21 protein-coding genes are annotated in these 19,736 nt (G+C 58.4%); 14 read left to right on the top strand and 7 right to left on the bottom strand.

Annotated features, from left to right (window positions below; all coding sequences use genetic code 11):
- Window positions 1-245: 245 nt before the first annotated feature.
- Both ychH and KOSB73_RS18925 read left to right on the top strand, forming a co-directional pair.
- Entirely contained in the window at window positions 246-521 is a 276-nt protein-coding gene (ychH, locus tag KOSB73_RS18930) for a stress-induced protein YchH (RefSeq protein ID WP_004121828.1), read from the top strand.
- Between the two features lie 210 nt (window positions 522-731).
- Window positions 732-1,778, top strand: coding sequence for a MerR family transcriptional regulator (locus KOSB73_RS18925; protein WP_049133206.1), 1,047 nt, complete (start codon window positions 732-734; stop codon window positions 1,776-1,778).
- Here KOSB73_RS18925 and dauA read toward each other — a convergent pair whose 3' ends face one another.
- The 4 genes from dauA to lolB form a co-directional block, all read right to left on the bottom strand.
- Window positions 1,779-3,458, bottom strand: coding sequence for a C4-dicarboxylic acid transporter DauA (gene dauA / locus KOSB73_RS18920; protein WP_074181134.1), 1,680 nt, complete (start codon window positions 3,456-3,458; stop codon window positions 1,779-1,781).
- 250 nt (window positions 3,459-3,708) lie between these two features.
- A complete protein-coding gene (prs, locus tag KOSB73_RS18915; RefSeq protein ID WP_004103157.1) occupies window positions 3,709-4,656 on the bottom strand; it encodes a ribose-phosphate diphosphokinase in 948 nt (315 codons plus the stop codon).
- A gap of 183 nt (window positions 4,657-4,839) precedes the next feature.
- Window positions 4,840-5,688, bottom strand: coding sequence for a 4-(cytidine 5'-diphospho)-2-C-methyl-D-erythritol kinase (gene ispE / locus KOSB73_RS18905; RefSeq protein ID WP_162685334.1), 849 nt, complete (start codon window positions 5,686-5,688; stop codon window positions 4,840-4,842).
- Window positions 5,688-6,299 (bottom strand): lipoprotein insertase outer membrane protein LolB, encoded by a 612-nt coding sequence (gene lolB, locus KOSB73_RS18900; protein WP_004133358.1) that lies wholly within the window; start codon window positions 6,297-6,299, stop codon window positions 5,688-5,690. Before lolB ends, ispE begins: the two co-directional genes overlap by 1 nt.
- Before the next feature lie 273 nt (window positions 6,300-6,572).
- Between lolB and hemA the strand changes: the two genes are divergently transcribed.
- The 6 genes from hemA to kdsA are packed head-to-tail and all read left to right on the top strand — an operon-like array spanning window position 6,573 to window position 11,893.
- Window positions 6,573-7,829, top strand: coding sequence for a glutamyl-tRNA reductase (gene hemA / locus KOSB73_RS18895; protein WP_098140831.1), 1,257 nt, complete (start codon window positions 6,573-6,575; stop codon window positions 7,827-7,829).
- Window positions 7,830-7,872: 43 nt separating this feature from the next.
- The gene (gene prfA, locus KOSB73_RS18890) at window positions 7,873-8,955 is read left to right on the top strand and encodes a peptide chain release factor 1 (RefSeq protein ID WP_098140829.1); all 1,083 of its coding nucleotides are present in this window, start codon (window positions 7,873-7,875) and stop codon (window positions 8,953-8,955) included.
- Window positions 8,955-9,794: a peptide chain release factor N(5)-glutamine methyltransferase gene (prmC, locus tag KOSB73_RS18885; RefSeq protein WP_049130988.1), complete on the top strand. Its 840-nt coding sequence runs from the start codon at window positions 8,955-8,957 to the stop codon at window positions 9,792-9,794. The genes prfA and prmC overlap by 1 nt, the downstream gene beginning before the upstream one ends.
- Window positions 9,791-10,183 carry an invasion regulator SirB2 gene (sirB2, locus tag KOSB73_RS18880; protein ID WP_004133364.1) on the top strand — a complete coding sequence of 131 codons (393 nt, stop codon included), beginning with the start codon at window positions 9,791-9,793 and terminating at the stop codon, window positions 10,181-10,183. The genes prmC and sirB2 overlap by 4 nt, the downstream gene beginning before the upstream one ends.
- 3 nt (window positions 10,184-10,186) lie before the next feature.
- Window positions 10,187-10,999 carry an invasion regulator SirB1 gene (sirB1, locus tag KOSB73_RS18875; protein ID WP_024357862.1) on the top strand — a complete coding sequence of 271 codons (813 nt, stop codon included), beginning with the start codon at window positions 10,187-10,189 and terminating at the stop codon, window positions 10,997-10,999.
- A gap of 39 nt (window positions 11,000-11,038) precedes the next feature.
- Window positions 11,039-11,893 (top strand): 3-deoxy-8-phosphooctulonate synthase, encoded by an 855-nt coding sequence (gene kdsA, locus KOSB73_RS18870; RefSeq protein WP_004851877.1) that lies wholly within the window; start codon window positions 11,039-11,041, stop codon window positions 11,891-11,893.
- Window positions 11,894-11,982: 89 nt separating this feature from the next.
- Here the strand turns inward: kdsA and chaA are convergent, their stop codons facing one another.
- Window positions 11,983-13,083, bottom strand: coding sequence for a sodium-potassium/proton antiporter ChaA (chaA, locus tag KOSB73_RS18865; protein ID WP_024357863.1), 1,101 nt, complete (start codon window positions 13,081-13,083; stop codon window positions 11,983-11,985).
- A gap of 265 nt (window positions 13,084-13,348) precedes the next feature.
- Between chaA and chaB the strand changes: the two genes are divergently transcribed.
- Together chaB and KOSB73_RS18855 are read left to right on the top strand one after the other, a co-directional pair.
- Window positions 13,349-13,579, top strand: a complete 231-nt coding sequence (gene chaB / locus KOSB73_RS18860; protein ID WP_004133373.1) for a putative cation transport regulator ChaB — start codon at window positions 13,349-13,351, stop codon at window positions 13,577-13,579.
- Between the two features lie 150 nt (window positions 13,580-13,729).
- Window positions 13,730-14,410, top strand: a complete 681-nt coding sequence (locus tag KOSB73_RS18855) for a gamma-glutamylcyclotransferase (protein ID WP_004121796.1) — start codon at window positions 13,730-13,732, stop codon at window positions 14,408-14,410.
- Between the two features lie 35 nt (window positions 14,411-14,445).
- Here KOSB73_RS18855 and KOSB73_RS18850 read toward each other — a convergent pair whose 3' ends face one another.
- Window positions 14,446-14,688, bottom strand: a complete 243-nt coding sequence (locus KOSB73_RS18850; protein ID WP_002910387.1) for a DUF1883 domain-containing protein — start codon at window positions 14,686-14,688, stop codon at window positions 14,446-14,448.
- 238 nt (window positions 14,689-14,926) lie between these two features.
- Window positions 14,927-15,280, bottom strand: a complete 354-nt coding sequence (locus KOSB73_RS18845) for a DsrE/DsrF/TusD sulfur relay family protein (protein ID WP_014229754.1) — start codon at window positions 15,278-15,280, stop codon at window positions 14,927-14,929.
- Between the two features lie 68 nt (window positions 15,281-15,348).
- On the opposite strand from KOSB73_RS18845, the gene nasR reads away from it, so the two are divergent.
- The 4 genes from nasR (at window position 15,349) to KOSB73_RS18825 (ending at window position 19,729) form a co-directional block, all read left to right on the top strand.
- Window positions 15,349-16,539: a nitrate regulatory protein NasR gene (nasR, locus tag KOSB73_RS18840; RefSeq protein ID WP_004133379.1), complete on the top strand. Its 1,191-nt coding sequence runs from the start codon at window positions 15,349-15,351 to the stop codon at window positions 16,537-16,539.
- A gap of 248 nt (window positions 16,540-16,787) precedes the next feature.
- Window positions 16,788-18,044 (top strand): CmpA/NrtA family ABC transporter substrate-binding protein, encoded by a 1,257-nt coding sequence (locus KOSB73_RS18835; RefSeq protein ID WP_004133381.1) that lies wholly within the window; start codon window positions 16,788-16,790, stop codon window positions 18,042-18,044.
- Window position 18,045: 1 nt separating this feature from the next.
- Window positions 18,046-18,930, top strand: coding sequence for a nitrate ABC transporter permease (gene ntrB, locus KOSB73_RS18830; RefSeq protein WP_049088167.1), 885 nt, complete (start codon window positions 18,046-18,048; stop codon window positions 18,928-18,930).
- Between the two features lie 10 nt (window positions 18,931-18,940).
- Window positions 18,941-19,729, top strand: coding sequence for an ABC transporter ATP-binding protein (locus tag KOSB73_RS18825; RefSeq protein ID WP_049130989.1), 789 nt, complete (start codon window positions 18,941-18,943; stop codon window positions 19,727-19,729).
- Window positions 19,730-19,736: the final 7 nt, after the last annotated feature.

Genomic DNA, 19,736 nt, shown 5'->3' with positions numbered 1-19,736 from the left:
GGCGCGTAGTGTACTGTCTGCGCGCGCGGTTGACAAAGTTCTGCCAGCGAAGCGCGGCTGACAGAGGTAATAACGGGTTTGAATAATTAGAATTTGATGTTGTTCAGTGGGTTATTTGTAAACTTTTGTGGGCAAGATGTTCGCTTCTGTGATCCTTCACGCAATCGGTATATTGCTCATTGTCTATACTACACCTATAAGATTTGGGGATATTCCCATGCAACCCAAGGTTCCGGAGGTGACATATGAAACGCAGAAACGCTTCGTTACTCGGTAATGTGCTGATGGGGTTGGGGTTGGTCGTCATGGTTGTCGGCGTTGGTTACTCTATTTTAAACCAGCTTCCGCAGCTTGACCTGCCGCAGTTTTTCGCACACGGCGCGATCCTGAGTATCTTTGTCGGCGCGGTACTGTGGCTGGCTGGCGCTCGCGTCGGCGGTCATGAACAGGTTAGCGACAGATACTGGTGGGTTCGCCACTACGACAAACGCTGCCGCCGCGATCAGCATCGCCACAGTTGAGTGAATTCCATACCACCAGCCGTTGTGAACGGCTGGTGCGTTTTAACGCCGTCCGTTCAGGCTGCCCGCTTGTTGTTGTCTCAAATCCTCCTTATCTCTCTTCATCTTTCATCGGCACAGTCTGCCTAATACAATTCCGGTACTGAGCGCTTGACCCTGACGTAACGTCAGGCTGCAGAGTGGCGCCACTGGCCGATGAAAGGAGCAATCATGTTAATTCAGGTGGGAGAACTGGCGAAACGCGCCGGAATAACCGTCCGTACGCTACATCACTATGAACAAACGGGATTGCTAACGCCTTCGGCCAGAAGCGCGGCGGGTTACCGGTTATATAATCTGGCGGCCGTTAAGCGGCTGCATATGATCAAAGCGCTGGCGCAGGCCGGGCTGGAACTCGCCACTATCAAGGACTATCTCGACCGGGACACTTTCTCGCTGTCCGATCTGCTGGTTAAGCAGATAACCACCCTCGACCGGCAGCTACAAACCCTCTCAACGCTGCGCCAGCGCCTGGCGCTGCTGCGCGAAGAGCTGGACAGCGGAGGCGAACCCGACCTGGAGTCCTGGCTACAAACGCTGGAGTTAATGAAAATGTACGATCGCTGGTTTAGTCAACAGGAGTTACAGGTGCTGCCGTTCGCGGAGCAGGATGAGCAGCGCAATCAGATCTGGCTGGAGCTGGTTAACAAAGCGCAGCAGCTCATGCGCCAATGCTGTCCGGCAGACGCGCCGCAGTCAATGGCGCTGGCAACCCGCTGGATGGAGCAGCTGGAGCAGGATACCGCCGGAAGGCCTGAGTTTCTGACCCGGCTGAATGACATGCACGCCGCCGAGCCGCAGATGCGCGAGCAAACCGGGGTGACCCCGGAGACGATTGATTTTATTACCCGCGCCTTTGCGGAAAGCAAGCTGGCCATCTGGGCGCGCTATCTGAATGCCGAAGAGCTGGCGTTTACGCGGCAGCACTATTTCGATCGCCTGATGGAGTGGCCGGCGCTGGTGGCCGACCTGCATCGGGCCTGTCGTGAAAAGCGGGACCCGGCATCGGCGGAGGGGCAGCAGCTGGCGCAGCGCTGGCTGGCGCTGTTCCAGTCTTATGCGGGAACGGATCCCCACACGCAGCAGAAGTTTCGTTATGCCATGGCGCGGGAGCCGCATTTGATGAAGGGAACCTGGATGACGGCGGAGGTGCTTGGCTGGCTTCAGCAGGCGATTGGCGTGATGATGCGGCAGGCGTCAGGGCCTGCCGCCGGGTAATTAAATATCCGCCAGCGCGGCGTTGCGGTCCGGGTAGAAGCTCAGGCGGCCCGGAATCGGTTTAACGCCTGCCCGCGCCAGGGTGCGCAGCGGCTGAAATTCCAGGTTCGACACGCGCAGCTCACAGCCTTCCGGCAGCTTCTTCACGAAACGCTGGAAGGCATCCAGTCCGCCGGCGTCCAGCACCGGCACCGCATCCCATTTCAGTACCACGATACGCTTGCCTGCGACCCGCGTTTCCAGATCGGTAAATAATCCTTCCGCGGCGGCGAAAAACAGCGGACCTATGACGCGCAGCACCAGCACATCATCCGGAACCTCAACGTTGACCGGCGCCAGGCGGGTCATCCGCGCGATCCGGCGCATAAACAACAGGGAAGCCAGCACGATGCCGACGCTAATCGCGATGACCATATCAAACAGTACGGTCAGCGACATGCACATCAGCATAACGATAATGTCGTCTTTTGGCGCATAGCGCAGCAGGTTAACGACCTTGTGCGCTTCGCTCATATTCCATGCCACCATCAGCAGCAGCGCCGCCATCGCGGAAAGCGGCAACCAGGAGAGCAGAGGGGCAAGCACCAGCAGCGCCATGATCACCAGCAGCGCGTGGATCACGGCGGAAACCGGCGAGGTCGCCCCGGCGCGGACGTTGGCCGCCGAGCGGGCGATGGCGGCGGTGGCGGTAATGCCGCCGAAGAACGGCGCCACGATATTGCCGAGCCCCTGGCCAATCAACTCGCTGTTGGCCTTGTGTTTGGTGCCGGTCATGCCGTCCAGCACCACGGCGCACAGCAGGGACTCAATCGCCCCGAGCATGGCCATGGAAAACGCCGCCGGCAGCAGCGCCTGCAGCGAGGACCAGCTGAGGGTGAAGTCTGAACCCGGCATATCCCACGGCAGCACCAGCTGCGGCAGCAGCTGCGGAATACCGTTGCCCTGGCTGCCGTCGGCGAGAATATAGTGGAACTGAGAGCCAATGGTGGCGACGTGCCCGCCAAGCAGGTTGACCACGCCCATCACCGCGCAGCCCGCCAGCAGGGCCGGCAGGTGGCCCGGCAGACGAATCCCCAGACGCGGCCAGATAATCAGCGTGCCCAGCGTGACAACGCCGATGGCGGCATCGCCGGGATTAATGGTCGGCAGCGCCATCGCCAGCGCGCCGACTTTCTGTAGATAATGTTCAGGCACGTGCGCCATCTGCAGACCGAGAAAATCTTTAATTTGCATGGTACCGATGGTGATACCGATCCCGGAGGTGAAGCCGAGGGTGACCGATAGCGGAATATACTCAATCAGGCGGCCAAAGCGCGCCAGGCCGAAAAGAATCAGGAAGATCCCCGACATCAAGGTTGCGACCAGCAGTCCGGCAAGCCCGAACTGCTGCGAGACCGGGTAGAGGATCACCACGAAAGCGGCGGTAGGCCCGGAAACGCTAAAGCGCGAGCCGCCGGCTAACGCAATGACGATCCCCGCCACCGCGGAGGTATAGAGACCGTACTGCGGCGCCACCCCGCTGCCAATAGCCAGCGCCATCGCCAGCGGGATAGCGATAATCCCGACGGTAATCCCGGCAATCACATCACGAGTAAACCGCGAAGCGGTATATTTTTCTTTCCAACAAGCGTCGATGAGGGCGCGGAAAGGCATCACATGTGAGGAAAATAATCTATTCACAATAATGTTTCATCCATGAGCGCATCATCTGTCAACTAAATGGCAGGTGAAGGAGGCATCGGTCATTTCCACGTCATCCTTCGGGATGCCTCTGTGTTGGCTGCGTTCATTTACCCCGATCCCGTACTGCCTGTACGCTGCCGGAGATTCATTCACTTGCCGCCTTGACGCATGCCGAATGATTTTGTGGAAGAATAAAAGGTTCAGAGACAAAAAAACCCGCCGCAGCGGGTTTTTGTGCCGGGCTCGATTAATGTTCGAACATAGCAGAGATAGATTCTTCGTTGCTGATACGACGAATCGCTTCGGCCAGCATACCAGACAGCGTCAGGGTACGGACTTTTTCCAGCGCTTTGATTTCCGGCGTCAGCGGAATGGTATCGCAGACGACGAATTCGTCAATCACTGAGTTTTTGATGTTCTGGATAGCATTGCCGGAGAAGATCGGGTGCGTTGCGTAAGCGAAGACGCGTTTAGCGCCGCGCTCTTTCAGCGCTTCAGCCGCTTTACACAGGGTGCCGCCGGTATCGATCATATCGTCAACCATCACGCAGTCGCGGCCGGCGACGTCGCCGATGATGTGCATCACCTGAGAAACGTTAGCGCGCGGACGGCGTTTGTCGATGATAGCCATATCGGTATCGTTCAGCAGCTTGGCGATAGCGCGAGCGCGAACCACGCCGCCGATGTCCGGAGAAACCACGATAGGGTTGTCCAGGTTCAGCTGCAGCATGTCTTCCAGCAGGATCGGGCTGCCGAATACGTTATCAACCGGAACGTCAAAGAAGCCCTGAATTTGTTCTGCGTGCAGGTCAACGGTCAGAACGCGGTCGACGCCGACGCTGGACAGGAAGTCAGCAACCACTTTCGCGGTGATAGGCACACGAGCAGAACGAACACGACGGTCCTGGCGAGCATAACCGAAGTAAGGGATAACAGCGGTGATACGACCTGCCGAAGCACGACGCAGAGCATCAACCATAACAACCAGTTCCATCAGGTTGTCGTTGGTGGGAGCACAAGTGGACTGGATGATGAAAATATCACCACCGCGTACGTTTTCATTGATTTGTACGCTGACTTCACCGTCGCTAAAACGACCTACGGCGGCGTCGCCAAGAGAAGTGTACAGGCGGTTGGCAATACGTTGTGCTAGTTCCGGGGTGGCGTTACCAGCAAAAAGCTTCATATCAGGCACGAGAAGAACCTCAGGCATGCGTCCAGTGGTGGATGAAATGGGCCAAAAAACTGTGCGGGTGGGCACGATTTCATCCAGGCGGTGTATTAAAGAGCCCGATGCAACGTCTGGAACAGGGTGACGTTGTCACCGTAACTCAGTTTCCCCGGCGTTTTCGCCAAATTTGCAATAATTTAGCAGAACTTAGCGCAGCGCCTGCTTGAGCGGAGAGATGTTAACACCTCGCGCCACGAAGCCATGCAGCCATGCCGGGGCTTTTTCAAGCACCTGACGAGCGGCGGATTCAGTGTCAAATTCAGCAAATACACATGCACCGGTGCCAGTCAGGCGCGACGGCGCATATTCTAACAGCCAGGAAAGCGCCGCATCAACCTCACGAAAACGTTTTCTTGCGATAACCTCGCAATCATTGCCGAATTTACATTTTAATAACGTATTAATTGACCTGGCCGGGGTATCGCGCGGCAGTTGCGGATCGCGAAAAATGATCGGCGTTGGAATGCTGACCCCCGGATGCGCCACCAGATACCATTTTTCCTCCGGTTCGACCGGGGTCAGAATTTCCCCGATGCCTTCGGCAAAGGCCGCATGGCCGCGAACGAACACCGGCACGTCGGCGCCCAGCTGCAGACCCAAAGCCGCCAGCTCATCTTCCGAGAGATTACAGCCCCATAAATGGTTCAGCGCCACCAGAACGGTCGCGGCGTTGGACGAGCCGCCGCCGAGGCCGCCGCCCATCGGCAGCACTTTGTTGATGCTGATATCGGCGCCGCTGCCCGCAGGAAGCGTCCCGGCCTGCGCTGCGGCCTGCATTAATAGCCTGGCCGCGCGGATGATCAGGTTCTCTTCATCCGGCACGCCGTCAACCGGCGTCAGCAGACGCAGCTGGCCGTCGTCGCGCGGCTCAATCGTCAGCGTGTCGCCATAATCCAGAAACTGAAACAGCGTTTGCAGCGTGTGGTAACCGTCGGCGCGCCGCCCGGTAATGTACAAAAACAGGTTCAGCTTTGCGGGAGAGGGCCAGCGGGTCATCATTTCACAATCCAGTTATCCATTTTCAGCTTGATGCGCTGGCTTCCGTCGTTAAGCTCCATATTGGCCGGCAGCGACGGTTTGGTGTCGGAGGTGTAGCCGCCCCAGGTGACATGCCAGGTCTTGCCGTTTTGCGTGTAGTTCAGTTCGCGCAGGCGGTACTGGTCATCAAGCGAGTAGTCGGTGGCGTCGCCAGGCAGGCCAATAATCCACTGGCGCAGGCTATTGAGCGGAATCGGCATACCGGTCAGACGGCCAATCATCTCTTCGGCATCGGTCGCCGTGTAGGTCTGTCCTTTATTGTCAATCAGCTGCACGTTGCCCGGCTGGGCGGTTAACGACAGCTCGGTGCTGCCGAGCGGGTTAGTCAGCAGCAGGCGATAGCGGTCCTGGCCGGTTTGCTGCCAGAAGAAGCGGGCATACACCTTTTGCTCATCCGAGAGATAAGCGAAAGCGCCGCGCGTCTGGAACTGATTAAGATTGCGGACATCTTGCTGGTGCTGACGCCACTGCGGTGAATCCGGGCTTTTACCCGGCCCTTTCGGAGCATTAATCGCACAGGCGGTCAGAACGAGGCTTGCCAGCGGCAACAGGCGGAACAGTCGATTCATAATGATGACAAATCCTTGATGTCTACAGTGAAATGCGGCAAATGAGAGTAACAGCTGGCCGATTTGTGTAGCGGGTTACAATAATAACCATTAATGCTAGCGTTGCCGGGCGGTAGCGTCTACGTTCAAGTTGTCTGAAATCAAAAAATTACCGTTAATGGCTATTACAGATTAGCTATTACTCCAAAAGGGGAGCCTCTCTTTTATTGATTACGCGCATCCTGTATGATGCCTGCAGACTAACCTTAGCAACGCTGGTACTACTCCCTCACAATGACGCTTTTAGCTCTTGGCATTAACCACAAAACAGCTCCTGTAGCGCTGCGAGAACGCGTAACGTTTTCGCCGGATACGCTCGACCAGGCGCTGGAGAGCTTGCTGGCCCAGCCAATGGTGCAGGGCGGGGTGGTGCTGTCGACCTGTAACCGCACGGAACTCTACCTCAGCGTCGAAGAGCAGGATAACCTTCAGGAAATTCTTATCCGCTGGCTGTGCGATTACCACGGCTTAAATGAAGACGACCTGCGCAAAAGCCTCTACTGGCATCAGGACAACGATGCGGTCAGCCATCTGATGCGCGTCGCCAGCGGTCTTGATTCGCTGGTGCTGGGCGAGCCGCAGATCCTCGGGCAGGTGAAAAAAGCCTTTGCTGATTCCAGTCGCGGACATCTGAACGTCAGCGAGCTGGAGCGCATGTTCCAGAAGTCGTTCTCGGTGGCCAAACGCGTGCGTACCGAAACCGATATCGGCGCCAGCGCGGTCTCCGTGGCGTTTGCCGCCTGTACTCTGGCGCGACAAATCTTTGAATCGCTCTCCAGCGTTACCGTGCTGCTGGTCGGCGCCGGTGAAACCATTGAGCTGGTGGCCCGCCATCTGCGCGAGCATAAGGTGCGCAAAATGGTGATTGCCAACCGCACCCGCGAGCGCGCTCAGGCGTTGGCCGATGAAGTCGGCGCGGAGGTGATCGCCCTGAGCGACATCGATGAGCGGCTTAATGAAGCGGATATCATTATTAGTTCTACCGCCAGCCCGCTGCCGATTATTGGTAAAGGGATGGTGGAGCGCGCGCTGAAGGCGCGCCGCAACCAGCCGATGCTGCTGGTCGATATCGCCGTTCCGCGCGATGTCGAACCGGAGGTTGGCAAACTGGCGAACGCCTATCTCTACAGCGTGGACGATCTGCAAAACATCATTCAGCACAACCTGGCGCAGCGTAAAGCCGCGGCGGTGCAGGCGGAAACCATTGTTGAGCAGGAAGCCAGCGAATTTATGGCCTGGCTGCGCGCCCAGAGCGCCAGCGAGACTATCCGCGAATATCGCTCCCAGGCCGATCAGGTCCGCGAGGAGCTGACGGCGAAAGCGCTGGCGGCGCTCAATCAGGGCGGCGATGCGCAGGAAATCATGCAGGATCTGGCGCGCAAGCTGACTAACCGCCTGATCCACTCGCCAACCAAATCTCTTCAGCAGGCCGCCCGTGACGGGGATGATGAACGCCTGCATATTCTGCGCAACAGCCTCGGGCTGGAATAGCGCACCTTTCTCTCTTTTTTTAGGACAGGGTGAATTCACGCCTATGAAGCCTTCTATTGTTGCCAAACTGGAAGCCCTTTACGAACGCCATGAGGAAGTTCAGGCGCTACTCGGCGATGTCGCGACCATCGCCGATCAGGATAAGTTTCGCGCGTTATCCCGCGAATACGCGCAGCTGAGCGACGTCGCCCGCTGCTACACCGACTGGCGCCAGCTGCAGGATGATATCGAAGCCGCGCAGTTGATGCTCGATGACCCGGAAATGCGCGAAATGGCGCAGGAAGAGCTGCGCGAAGCGAAAGAGAAGGGCGAACAGATGGAGCAGCAGCTGCAGGTTCTGCTGTTGCCCAAAGACCCGGATGACGAGCGTAACGCGTTTGTTGAAGTTCGCGCCGGCACCGGCGGCGATGAAGCGGCGCTGTTCGCGGGCGATCTGTTCCGTATGTACAGCCGTTACGCGGAATCACGCCGCTGGCGCGTGGAAATCATGAGCGCCAACGAAGGCGAACACGGCGGCTTTAAAGAAGTGATCGCCAAAATCAGCGGCGACGGCGTCTATGGGCGACTGAAGTTCGAATCCGGCGGCCATCGCGTGCAGCGCGTACCGGCCACCGAATCCCAGGGGCGTATCCATACCTCCGCCTGCACCGTGGCGGTGATGCCGGAGCTGCCGGAAGCCGAAATGCCGGATATCAGTCCGAGCGATCTGCGCATCGATACCTTCCGCTCCTCCGGTGCGGGCGGTCAGCACGTCAACACCACCGATTCGGCGATCCGTATTACCCACTTGCCGACCGGTATCGTCGTCGAGTGTCAGGACGAACGCTCCCAGCACAAAAACAAAGCGAAAGCGTTGTCGGTGCTTGGCGCGCGCATCCGCGCCGCGGAAGTGTCCCGGCGCCAGCAGGCGGAAGCCTCCGAGCGCCGTAATCTGCTGGGTAGCGGCGATCGCAGCGATCGCAACCGCACCTATAACTATCCGCAGGGCCGCGTGACCGATCATCGCATCAACCTGACGCTTTATCGTCTGGACGAAGCGATGGAAGGCAAACTGGATATGCTGATTGAGCCGATCGTTCAGGAATATCAGGCCGATCAGCTGGCCGCCCTTTCCGAGCAGGAATGATGACTTTTCAGCAGTGGCTGACCCAGGCTATCGCCCGCCTGAGCCAAAGTGAAAGCCCGCGCCGGGATGCCGAAATCCTGCTGGGCCACGTGACCGGCAGAGCGCGGACCTATATCCTCGCCTTTGGCGAAACGGCGCTGACCGCGGCGCAGGCCGCCGAGCTGGAAACGCTGCTGAGCCGTCGCGCCCGGGGCGAACCGGTGGCTCACCTGGTGGGCCAGCGCGAATTCTGGTCGCTGCCGCTGTTCGTCTCTCCCGCGACGCTGATCCCGCGTCCGGATACCGAGTGCCTGGTTGAACAGGCGCTGGCGCGCTTATCCGATGAGCCGTGTCGCATTCTCGATCTCGGCACCGGCACCGGCGCGATCGCCCTGGCGCTGGCCAGCGAACGCCCGGACTGCCGCGTCACCGCCGTCGATGTGATGCCCGATGCGGTCGCGCTGGCCGCGCGTAACGTTGAGCATCTCGCGATCCCTAACGTCAGCGTACTGCAAAGCGACTGGTTTAGCGCGCTCGCCGGACAGCAGTTCGACATCATCGTCAGCAATCCGCCCTATATCGACGAAACCGACCCGCATCTGGCGCAGGGCGATGTCCGCTTTGAGCCGAAAACGGCGCTGGTCGCCGCCGATGGCGGTCTGGCCGATCTGGCGCATATCATCCGCGAAGGCCGCCGCTATCTGGCTGCCGGCGGCGTGATGTTGCTGGAACACGGCTGGACGCAGGGCCAGGCGGTGCGGGAACTCTTTCGCGAGGCGGGTTATGGCAATATTGCCACCTGCCGCGATTATGGAGACAACGAGCGCCTGACGCTCGGGCATTATCAGGGAGAGGTATGAATCTGTTTAACGCGGTACTGTATTTGCATATCGCCTGCGTGGTGGTCTCGGTCAGCCTGTTCGTGCTGCGCTACTGGTGGCGCTGGAGCGGGAACCGCCTGCTCGACCAGCGCTGGGTCCGCATTGCGCCGCACTGTAGCGATACGCTGCTGTTTCTCAGCGGCGCTGGATTAATGGCAATAACGCACTATCTGCCGTTTACCGAAGAGGGTACATGGCTGACTGAGAAGCTGTTTGGCGTTATCATTTATATCGCATTGGGATTTATCGCGCTGGGCCGTCGTCGCTCGCGCAGTCAGCAGAGCCGGTTTGTCGCCTTTCTGCTGGCCCTGGTGGTGTTGTTTATCATTATTCAACTCGCCATCACAAGAATACCGTTATTGGGGTAAGGCATGAGGTCGTTAGCTGATTTCGAATTTAATAAAGCGCCGTTATGTGACGGCATGGTCCTCATTTCTGAATTAATCCGCGACGATTTTCCGACGCACTATGTGCAGGATGAGCTGGAGCGGCTGCTGGCCCTGGCGCAGGAGGAGATTGCCTCTTCCTGGGACCAGGAGCGCCAGATAGAGCGTCTGCTGGAGCTGTTCTATCACGACTGGGGCTTCAGCGATTCGCGCGGCGTTTACCGTCTGTCCGATGTGCTCTGGCTTGATAAGGTTCTCAACAACCGCCAGGGCAGCGCGGTGTCGTTAGGCGCAATCCTGCTGTGGATCGCACAGCGTCTGGCGCTGCCGGTGGTACCGGTTATTTTCCCGACCCAGATGCTGCTGCGCGCCGATCCGCAAGAGAGCGAAGAGATGTGGCTCATTAATCCGTTTAACGGCGAAACGCTGAACGAGCATACGCTGGAAGTGTGGCTGAAGGGCAATATTAGCCCGGTCGCCGAGCTGTTTAACGAAGATCTCGACGAAGCCGATAACGCGGAAGTGATCCGCAAGCTGCTCGACACGCTCAAATCGGCGCTGATGGAAGAGCGGCAGATGGAGCTGGCGTTACGCACCAGCGAGGCGCTGCTGCAGTTCAACCCGGAAGATCCGTACGAAATTCGCGATCGCGGGCTGATATACGCCCAGCTCGATTGCGATCACGTGGCGCTGCAGGACCTCAGTTACTTCGTTGAACAGTGCCCGGAGGATCCCATTAGCGAGATGATCCGCGCGCAGATCAACACCATTTCGCATAAACAAATTACATTGCATTAGTCTGAAACCATTCCGGTTACACCCTGATAAGGCGAACTTATGAAACAAAAAGTGGTTAGCATTGGTGATATCAACGTAGCAAACGACCTGCCATTCGTGCTGTTTGGTGGCATGAACGTGCTGGAATCCCGCGATCTGGCGATGCGTATTTGCGAGCACTACGTGACCGTCACGCAGAAGCTGGGCATTCCTTATGTGTTTAAAGCCTCTTTTGATAAAGCTAACCGTTCTTCCATCCACTCCTATCGCGGGCCGGGTCTGGAAGAAGGGATGAAGATTTTCCAGGAGCTGAAGCAGACGTTCGGCGTGAAAATCATCACCGACGTTCACGAAGCCAGCCAGGCTCAGCCGGTGGCTGACGTGGTTGACGTTATTCAACTGCCAGCGTTCCTCGCCCGCCAGACCGACCTGGTTGAAGCGATGGCGAAAACCGGCGCGGTGATCAACGTGAAAAAACCGCAGTTCGTGAGCCCGGGCCAGATGGGCAATATCGTCGATAAATTCATCGAAGGCGGCAATGACAAAGTCATTCTTTGCGATCGCGGCGCGAACTTCGGCTACGACAACCTGGTGGTCGACATGCTGGGCTTCGGGGTGATGAAAAAAGCCTCCAATAACTCACCGGTTATCTTCGACGTTACCCACGCACTGCAGTGCCGCGACCCGTTTGGCGCCGCGTCCGGCGGACGCCGCGCGCAGGTTGCCGAACTGGCGCGCGCCGGGATGGCGGTAGGCATCGCGGGCCTGTTTATTGAAGCGCACCCGGATCCGGAACATGCGAAATGCGACGGTCCGTCCGCGCTGCCGCTGGATAAACTGGAGCCGTTCCTCAAGCAGATGAAAGCCATCGACGATCTGGTCAAAGGCTTCGATGAGCTGGATACCAGCAAGTAATCGCGCCTGAAATGACAAAAGCCTGCCCGTTGCAAAACCGGCAGGCTTTTTTTATCTCCCCGGCAGAGGTAGAGGCCGCCGGGGGAGGCTCAGGCAAAAATGGTCATCAGGTAGGCGGCGAACAGCGCCAGGTGCGCCGCGCCGTTCAGCACGTTGGTGCGTCCGGTAGAGAACGAAATCTGGCACAGCAGCAGGGAGGCAACCATCACCACCATTTCCGGTGCCCCAAGGCCAAAGCGTAGTTCGTTACCGGTGAGGAAGGCGATAAGCGTTACCACCGGCACCGTCAGAGAAATGGTGGCCAGCACGGAGCCGAAGAACAGGTTCATCGCCCGCTGGACCTGATTGTTCAGCACCGCTTTCAGCGCGCCAAGGCCTTCCGGAGAGAGGATCAGCAGCGCGACCAGGAAGCCGGTAAAGGCCACGGGGGCGTTCATGCTGGTCAGCAACGTCTCAAGCGGATTGGCGTTCATTTTGGTTACGGCGATCACCGCAACCAGGTGTACCAGCAGCCAGGCGGTGTGCCACTTGCTGCTATGCGCCGACGGTTTGCCGTGGTGCGGGTCATCGTCGTCGCCGTCATCCTCGTGCTCGTAAACAAACAGGCTCTGGTGCGTTTTCGTTTGAATCAGCAGGAATACGCCGTACATGGCGGCGGAAATCAGCGCAACCAGCAGCGCCTGGCCGGTGGTGAAGTTAGCCCCGGGCAGCGCCATCGGGAAGACCAGGACGATAATCGCCAGCGGAAAAAGGGCGATCAGGTACTGTTTAAGGCCGAACAGATTCATATACTGGGTGGCGAATTTGCGCCCGCCCAGCAGTAAAGAAAAACCCACCAGCCCGCCGGTGACAATCATGATGATTGAATAAAGCGTATCGCGCATTAGGGTCGGCGCGGCATCGCCGGTGGCCATTAATGCGGAAATCAGGCTGACTTCGAGAATAACCACTGAAAGGCTTAAAATTAATGAACCATAGGGTTCGCCAAGGCGGTGCGCCAGAACGTCGGCGTGGCGAACAACGCTGAACGCGCTGCTCAGAATCCCGACCAGCGCCAGGATATTAATGGCAACGACCACTGGCAGTGACTGGCTGCTTCCCCAGAAAAACAGCACCGCCAGCGCCAGAACCGGAAAGGCGAGGGAGGTCTCCTTGTGGCGGGTCTTCACCGCCTCATGTGCATCGGTCATGAATCATCTCCAGGTATGCAGGTGTTATAATTATAGATATTGTAAGTTAATAAAATAACAGACATTGCGGGGACTATTTTGTTTTTTTACTTAAATTTACCACTCTGACTCTGTAAAAGTGGTAGATTGCCATAAACTGCGGTTACTATTTTTTTGTATTTATTATTCAGATAATTACTAAAACATCTTTCTCATTTATCTCTCGCCTTGCCAGCCGGTTGATCCTCTACCAGACTCACTATTCACCCTTAAACCGGAGGTTGCCATGCCCTATAGCAACAAAAGTGAATTGCCCGACAGCGTTCAGCACGTTCTGCCCGCGCATGCTCAGGAGATTTACAAAGAAGCCTTTAACAGCGCCTGGGAACAGTATAAGCATAAAGAAGACCGACGCGACGACGCCAGCCGTGAAGAGACCGCGCACAAAGTCGCCTGGGCGGCGGTGAAAAATGAGTACCAAAAAGGCGATGATGATAAGTGGCATAAGAAGAAGTAATCGCTTTTGCTACGACATGTGCTGCCTGAGCCCTTGCCCGCGGCTCGTTCATTGCTTATTGTCAAATAAAGCTGGATAATAATTCGGCAATACTTCACGGATGGCACCAGATCATCGCCGGGAAGCGGGCAGTGGCGGAGGTAGTAGAAAGTGTTAACGCGTGATTTCTTACTGAATGCGGATTGTAAAACAGCGTTTGGCGCTATTGAGGAATCGCTTCTTTGGTCGGCAGAGCAGCGGGCAGCCTCTTTAGCGGCGACCCTGGCCTGTCGTCCGGACGATGGCTCGGTGTGGATCTTTGGCTACGGTTCGCTGATGTGGAACCCGGCGCTGGAGTATCGTGAATCCTGTACCGGTACCCTACCGGGCTGGCACCGCGCGTTTTGCCTGCGGCTCACCGCCGGGCGCGGTAGCGCAACTCAGCCTGGCCGTATGCTGGCGCTAAAAGAGGGCGGGCGTACCACCGGCGTCGCCTATCGTCTGCCTGATGAAACCCTGGAAGAAGAGCTGACCCTGCTGTGGAAGCGGGAGATGATCACCGGCTGCTACCTGCCGACCTGGTGCAAGCTGGATCTGGATGATGGCCGCACCGTCAACGCATTAGTTTTTATTATGGACCCGCGTCATCCGCTGTTCGAGGCGGACACCAGCGCGCAGGTCATTGCGCCGCTGATAGCGCGCGCCAGCGGGCCGCTTGGCACCAACGCTCAGTATCTGTTCTCGCTCGATCAGGAGCTGCGGAAGCTCGGTATGCACGATGCCTGCCTCGACGATTTAGTCGGCAAGGTGCGTCATCTGCTGGGGGAAAGTAGCCAGCCCGGGCTGGCTTAAGAGTACATCGCCCGGGTTTCCCCGGGCGTTTGCTATCAGGCGGGAACGTAGCTTATTGAATGCTCCAGCGACTGGCTATGGCTGTCGATAAGAACGTTCCAGGTGCCGCTGTAAGGCACGGTCAGATACGCGCTATCTCTGTCCTGTACGCTCAGAATATCCGCATGACTATCGCCAGGCACTTTGGCGCTCATCAGGTGAATATGGCAGCGTTCGGAACAACGCACCACCAATGTATCACCGCCAAACAACGTTAAACTTGCTTTTACCATTGCCATTTAATCTTAACCCCGTTTCTGTCTACAGCATCCTGCCAGCCCATTAACCCGCGTGATATTGTTCACACTTTGCTCTGTGCATAACACCAAAGGGGAGGGAGGCAGATGCTGATTTTGATCAAAAAAAAGAATAAAGATTAAACAAAAATGACGTTGTTCCTGAAAGCTTTCAGCTGGCATTGTTTTCGGTCACCAAACGCCGCCAGCTTGATATTTAATCCCGTTGAACGGGAGATATTTAGAAGGTCAGAACTTTATCCGCCGCCAGCGTCCACTGCGCCAGCTCGACGAGGGTACCAATCTCCACGCCGTCAATCAGCGGCAGCGCGCCGATCCCCCGGCCATCGGCGCAGGTTTTACACAGCTTCACCGGCACGTTTTGCGCGGTGAGGATCTCCAGCATCTGCTGAATGTTGTAGCCTTCCGCAGGCTTCTGGCCGCGCAGGCCGGCGGTCACCGCATCGGACATTAAAAACAGCTTCAGTTCGAGGTCCGACTGCTGCTCGCGCAGGGCGATCGCCAGACGCAGGCTATTAAACAGGGATTCGCTGCCGTAGGCGGCACCGTTCGCGATAATCACAATACGTTGCATAAGGACTCCTTCTATAAGGCACGGTTATTGCTTGGCTGAAGTATAAAGCGTTAAGCCGGGAGAGGGGTATGAATAATATGGCGGGCAATACGCCTGAGGTGGTCGACTGGTTTGCGCGCGCGCGTCGCTTACAGAAGCAGCAGCTGCACCAACTGGCGCAGCAGGGGACGCTGGCAGGCCAGATAAGCGCGTTGGTGCATATGCTGCAGTGCGAGCGTGGCGCGTCAAATATCTGGCTGTGCTCGGGCGGCAGACTGTATGCGGCGGAGTGCCGGGCGGGCGCGGCGCTGGTCGATGAGCAGCTCACGCGGTTTTATGCGGCGCTGGAGCCCGCGCGCGACGCCGCCAGTAGCGCGCTATGCTGGCGCATTGCCTGCGCGGTGTGGTATCTGCCCCAGCTTGCGGCGCTGCGTAAACGCGTGCGCGACCGGGAGATTGCCGCCGAAGAGGCCACCGGGCAGTTTAGCCGCATTATCCGCCACTTGTTGAATATCGTACCGCAGCTCAACGACAGCATCGACGATCCGCAAATCGCCGGCCGCATGGTTGCGCTTTACAGCTTTATGCAGGGAAAAGAGCTGGCCGGACAGGAGCGCGCGCTGGGCGCGCTGGGCTTTGCCCGCGGGCAGTTCAGCGATGAGCTGCGTCAGCAGCTGGTGGACCGCATTGACGGCCAGCAGCCCTGTTTCGACAGTTTTCAGGCCTTGGCCCAACCGCCGCAAACCGCCCTGTTCGCTGAACAGTGCCAGGCCAGCCTGGAGATTGAACAGCTACGACGGGTTGCCTGCACCCGTCAGCCGCCGGCGGACGAGGGAGAAACGGCGCTGCGCTGGTTTTGCGCTCAGACTCAGCGCCTCGAGCAGCTGCGCGGCGTGGAAGAACTGCTGATCGTTGATCTGCTTAACGCTGCGGACGCGCTGCTCGAGGGCGAAGAGCCGGAGGCTCAGCTACCGCCCGCTGACTGGCAGGAGGACAGTATAGCCCTGCGGCTGGATAAGCAGCTGTTGCCGCTGGTGCGCCAGCAGGCCCATGAGCTACAGCAGCTCTCCGGCCAGCTTGCGTCATTAAAAGATGCGCTTGAAGAGCGCAAGCTGATTGAAAAGGCCAAAAGCGTGCTGATGACCTACCAGGGAATGCAGGAGGAGCAGGCCTGGCAGGCGCTGCGTAAAATGGCGATGGACAAGAATCAGCGCATGGTTGAGATAGCCCGCGCGCTGCTGACGGTAAAGGCTCTATGGCGCGTAACCCCAAAGGAGTAGATGCACAATCAGCGGGCATTTATTGCCAGCCGACGGTGCATTTTTCGCTTTAAACGCGCCCGGGTAGTGAGCCAAAGCGCGTGAAATGGCCTTCGGAAAAACTGGCATTAGCTTTGCATTAGATAAAATGAGTGAATAAAAGGTTTTGGGCAGCGCGCCAATGGCGGCGCGTATGTCCAGGGATAAAGGCGTCCAGCGGTGCGTAAGCACCGCCGGGCGCTTTTTTTTTGCGCGTTTCTGGAGCGGTTATGGGCGATAAGTTTTCGATTTCACGGCGACGTTTATTACAGACGGGGGCGGCGCTGGGCGGCGCGATGCTGCTCCCCGGCATAATGCAGGCGGCGTGGGCGGCTGGGTCGGATAAACCGGAACAGACCACCGTGCGGGTGGGGTTTATTCCGCTAACCGACTGCGCTCCCTTAGCCATTGCCTCCCTGAAGGGGTTCGATAAAAAGTACGGTATCACCCTCGTGCCGAGCAAAGAGGCCAGCTGGGCCGCGGTGCGCGACAAGCTGGTTGCCGGAGAGCTCGACGCCGCGCACATTTTGTACGGCATGCTCTACGGCCTGGAGCTGGGGATCGCCAGTAAACCGCAGGCGATGGCCAACCTGATGACCCTTAACCGCAACGGCCAGGCGATTACGCTCTCCAGCGAGCTGCAGGAACAGGGCGTCACCGACCTGAGCGGGCTGAAAAAACGGATCGGCCAGCACGCGCCGGGCAGCTACACCTTCGCCCACACCTTTCCCACCGGTACCCACGCGATGTGGCTTTACTACTGGCTGGCGAGCGGCGGAATTAACCCATTCGCCGATATTCGCACCGTCGTCGTGCCGCCGCCGCAGATGGTGATGAACATGCGCATCGGCAACATGAGCGGCTTTTGCGTCGGCGAGCCGTGGAACGCGCGCGCCATTAACGATCGTATCGGCTTCACCGCCGCCACTTCTCAGGATATCTGGCCGGAACACCCGGAAAAAATTCTCGGCACCCGCAGCGAATGGGTTACGCGTCATCCCAACACCGCGCGCGCGCTGGTAGCGGCGCTGATGGAGGCCCAGCGCTGGATTGAAGCCTCCGCCGACAACACCCGCGAAACGGCGCGCCTCCTTGCCAGACGCGCGTGGCTGAACACCAAAGAGCAGTACCTCACCGGGCGCATGCTCGGCGAATACGACAACGGTATCGGCCGCCGCTGGCAGGACGCGCATCCGATGCGCTTCTACGAACAGGGGGAAGTGAGTTTTCCGTGGCTCTCGGACGGCATGTGGTTTTTGACCCAGTTCCGCCGTTGGGGATTGCTGAAGTCGGCGCCGGATTATCTGGCGGTGGCCCAGCGCATTAACCGGATTGACGTCTGGAAAGAGGCCGCCCAGGCGGTCGGCGGCATCAGCGCGCCGACGCAGGCGATGCGCAGCAGTACGCTGATCGATGGCAAGGTCTGGAATGGGGTCGATCCGGAAGGCTACGCCCGCAGTTTCGCGATTCAACGTAAGGGGGCATGAGATGAAACACGCATATAAACCGCAACCGCCGGCCAGCGCCGATAAAGCGCCCGGCGAAATTATTACCCTGCCGCCGCTGCAGGTGCGCAAAACCACGCCTCCGCTCAGCCGCTGGCTGCGCGATGTTACCCAACGTCTTCTGCCGCCGCTGCTCGGGCTGGGATTGCTGCTGCTGGGCTGGCAGCTGGCGGCGATGAACAGCAAAGGTTTCCCGACGCCGCTCTCCACGCTGGATTCGGCGCTGACCCTTTTCGCCGACCCGTTTTATCAGGACGGACCGAACGACATGGGCATCGGCTGGAACGTGCTGGCGTCATTGCAGCGGGTGGCGGTGGGGTTTGGCCTCGCCGCGCTGGCGGGAATTCCGCTCGGCTTCCTGATTGGCCGCTCGCTGTTTTTCGCGCGGATGTTTAACCCGCTGATTGCGCTGCTGCGCCCGGTGAGCCCGCTGGCCTGGCTGCCTATTGGCCTGCTGCTGTTCCAGAAAGCGGAACCGGCCTCCAGCTGGACCATTTTTATCTGCTCGATCTGGCCGATGGTGATTAACACCGCCGAGGGCGTGCGGCGCATTCCTGAGGATTACCTCAACGTCGCCCGGGTGCTGCAGCTTTCCGAATGGACGGTGATGCGCAAGATCCTCTTTCCGGCGGTATTGCCGGCGGTGCTGACCGGGGTTCGTCTCTCCATCGGTATCGCCTGGCTGGTGATTGTCGCCGCCGAAATGCTCACCGGCGGCTTAGGGATCGGCTTCTGGATCTGGAACGAGTGGAACAACCTCAACGTCGAAAACATCATCATCGCCATCGTCATTATCGGCGTGGTCGGTCTGCTGCTGGAACAGGGGCTGATGCTGCTCGCCCGCCGTTTTAGCTGGCAGGAAAAATAAGGAGTCGCAGATGAAACCATTAATTCAGGTCCAGGGCGTCAGCCAGCGTTTTAACACCGCCAGCGGCGAATTCCTCGCATTGCAGAACGTCTCCTTCGACATCTACGAAGGGGAAACCATCAGCCTGATCGGCCACTCCGGCTGCGGTAAATCAACCCTGCTGAATCTGATAGCCGGGATAGCCCTGCCGACGGAGGGCGGCCTGCTGTGCGACAACCGCGAAATCGCCGGGCCGGGACCGGAACGCGCGGTGGTGTTTCAGAACCACTCCCTGCTGCCGTGGCTGACCTGCTTTGACAACGTGGCGCTGGCGGTGGACCAGGTCTTTCGTCGCAGCATGAGCAAAGGCGAGCGCAAAGAGTGGATTGAGCACAACCTCGAGCGGGTACAGATGGGCCACGCCCTGCACAAGCGTCCGGGGGAGATCTCCGGTGGGATGAAGCAGCGCGTTGGCATTGCCAGGGCGCTGGCGATGAAACCGAAAGTGCTGCTGCTGGATGAACCCTTTGGCGCCCTTGATGCCCTGACGCGGGCGCATTTACAGGACGCGGTGATGCAGATCCAGCAGTCGCTGAATACCACCATCGTCATGATTACCCATGATGTGGATGAGGCGGTGCTGCTTTCCGACCGGGTGCTGATGATGACCAACGGACCGGCGGCGACGGTCGGGGAGATCCTCGACGTCAATCTGCCGCGACCGCGCAATCGCGTGCAGCTGGCGGACGACAGCCGCTATCACCATCTGCGCCAGCAGATCCTGCACTTCCTCTATGAAAAACAGCCGAAAGCGGCATAGGGGGCGG

The sequence above is a fragment of the Klebsiella grimontii genome, from assembly GCF_900200035.1.
In the GTDB taxonomy this organism is placed as follows: Bacteria; Pseudomonadota; Gammaproteobacteria; order Enterobacterales; family Enterobacteriaceae; genus Klebsiella; species Klebsiella grimontii.
The sequence above is the reverse complement of the archived record's forward strand: the minus strand, read 5'-3'. Positions and strand labels throughout refer to the sequence as shown.